This window comes from Clostridium sp. (assembly GCF_018372875.1).
Lineage (GTDB): Bacteria > Bacillota > Clostridia > Clostridiales > Clostridiaceae > Clostridium.
Genome location: NZ_JAHAIF010000095.1, coordinates 1 through 1,987 on the forward strand (window position 1 = coordinate 1; position 1,987 = coordinate 1,987).

General features: G+C 26.3%; 2 protein-coding genes. One reads left to right on the forward strand and one right to left on the reverse strand.

Annotated elements, in window-relative coordinates; genetic code table 11:
- Nucleotides 1-183 precede the first annotated feature (183 nt).
- Nucleotides 184-1,419: a M48 family metallopeptidase gene (locus tag KIB46_RS16205; protein ID WP_291673250.1), complete on the reverse strand. Its 1,236-nt coding sequence runs from the start codon at nt 1,417-1,419 to the stop codon at nt 184-186.
- 152 nt (nt 1,420-1,571) lie between these two features.
- Here KIB46_RS16205 and KIB46_RS16210 point away from each other — a divergent pair, with 152 nt between their 5' ends.
- Nucleotides 1,572-1,877, forward strand: a complete 306-nt coding sequence (locus KIB46_RS16210) for a hypothetical protein (protein WP_156560947.1) — start codon at nt 1,572-1,574, stop codon at nt 1,875-1,877.
- Nucleotides 1,878-1,987: the final 110 nt, after the last annotated feature.

Sequence of the window (1,987 nt, forward strand, 5' to 3'; positions counted from 1 at the left end):
AATAACTGTATTATAAAAATTTACTCTTTAATTTTAAATTTAATTACAAAAAGCATTTTCTCAAACTTGAGAAAATGCTTTTTGTCTACAATCTGAGAGAAATTGTTTTACAATTTCTCTTTTTTATATAACTATAATGAAGAAACTTTGCCTTAGGCAAAGTTTCTTCTTAGCTCACCATTATCAATTAGACTTAATAAACTTATTACTTAATTCTATTCTTTCTCTACAAGTAGGATGATCATAAGCTAGCCATTTAATTACTGGATCAACATCAACTGGAGTTAAATTGCTTTCTATAAATCTAAGCTCTAAAACTCCATTTGTATATCCATCATTAGTTATTTCCATTGCAAAGGTATCAGCTTCTACTTCCATTTTTCTAGAGTAAGCTGTTTCAATTGGTGAAAATAAAAGTCCAATTACATTTAGCATAAATAATATATATGGTATTTTATCTATTTTTCTATAATCTTTAGTAGAAAATCTTCTCATTAAATTATGAACTAACATCAATGTCATTAGTGTCAATAAAGAAGATATTATTGTTGATTTCTGAATATGGTTTAATTTATAATGCCCCATCTCATGAGCTGCTACTGATAATACCTCTTTTTCACTTAATCCATTTAAAGTAGTATCCCAAAATACTATTCTTCTACTATTATTAATTCCTGTCATATAAGCATTCATACTATTTGTTTCACCACTTTTAGGAATAACCTTTATATCTAAATTTTCTATTCCAGCTTCTTTTGATAAATCTATTATTTTGCTCTTTAATTCTCCATCCTCCATAGGCACTAATTCATTTTGGACCTCATCAAAATACGGATAAATATAATTACCTATTAGAGATACGCTTATTAGTATTACTGCCGATAAAAAATACCAACTTTTTCTCTTAAGAAAAATAACATATATTATAGCTACTATTGGCAGTGAAATAAGTAAATCTATAGAATCACTTACTATATAATCTTTAAGAAAATCTAAAAATCCTAAATTACTTAATCCAACAAGTCTTCCTCTATAGAAAGAACTAAAAAGTGATTTAGGAAACATTAAAATCATATTAAATAGATAATAAATAACAAAAAGAATACCACCTTCAACTAGCTTAAACCTCAATTTCCATTCCCTTATTAATCCAATTCCACCATAAATATAAAATAATATAGGAAGAATAAGGCTTAATACAATGCCACTATAAAAGTATAATTTAGTAAACTCATAATTTGCAGCTACTTTATCTGGTGTTTGTGGAATAATTATCTCACCATCCTTTATCTCGCACTCTACTTTAACTTTACTTTGAAGAGCCTTCTTATTCTTATTTTCTAATACCATAGTCATTGAGAATAAAAATATAAAAATAAGAGAAAATGCAAGAAAGGTTTTTAAAAGAAACTTTTTCATTTTATCTCCTCCATCCATGTTTATATATATTTATATAGCCGTAAAAATATTTCTAAAAACTATGTAAACATTTAACTTATTTCCTTTATATAATTGTAAATTTTTTTATAATTATGTATAATAAAGATATATTTAGTGGGGAGGACTTATTTATGGATTTTAGTACTAAAAATATGATAAAAGCTTTACTAACAGATGCTGTATTATCTATAGGATTTTATTTTTTCTTTGGTATGAAGCTATTACCATTAGCTATTTTAATAGGCACTTTTTTAAGCATATCAATGTTCTTTAACCCAAGCAAACTTCAAAAGGCAAGAAGAGAAGATGAACATAAAGCAAATTCTCAAATTGAAGTACCTAAAGAACTTGATCCAAAAGAAATATCTGAAGAAGATGTTAAGAGTTTAGGATTAGGTGATATTGATATAAATATAGATGAAGATTCAGAGAACTAATGCTATAAATTATAAAAGGAGCTGTCGCATTAGCGGAATAAAATCCGTTAGCGACAGCTCCTTTTTTCCTATTTTACGAATAACCTTTAGATATTATTTGTACTTAAACA

Excerpts from the sequence above, each read along its gene's own strand:
- KIB46_RS16205 (WP_291673250.1), bottom strand. The coding sequence starts at position 1,419 with ATGAAAAAGTTTCTTTTAAAAACCTTTCTTGCATTTTCTCTTATTTTT.
- KIB46_RS16210 (WP_156560947.1), top strand. The coding sequence starts at position 1,572 with ATGGATTTTAGTACTAAAAATATGATAAAAGCTTTACTAACAGATGCT.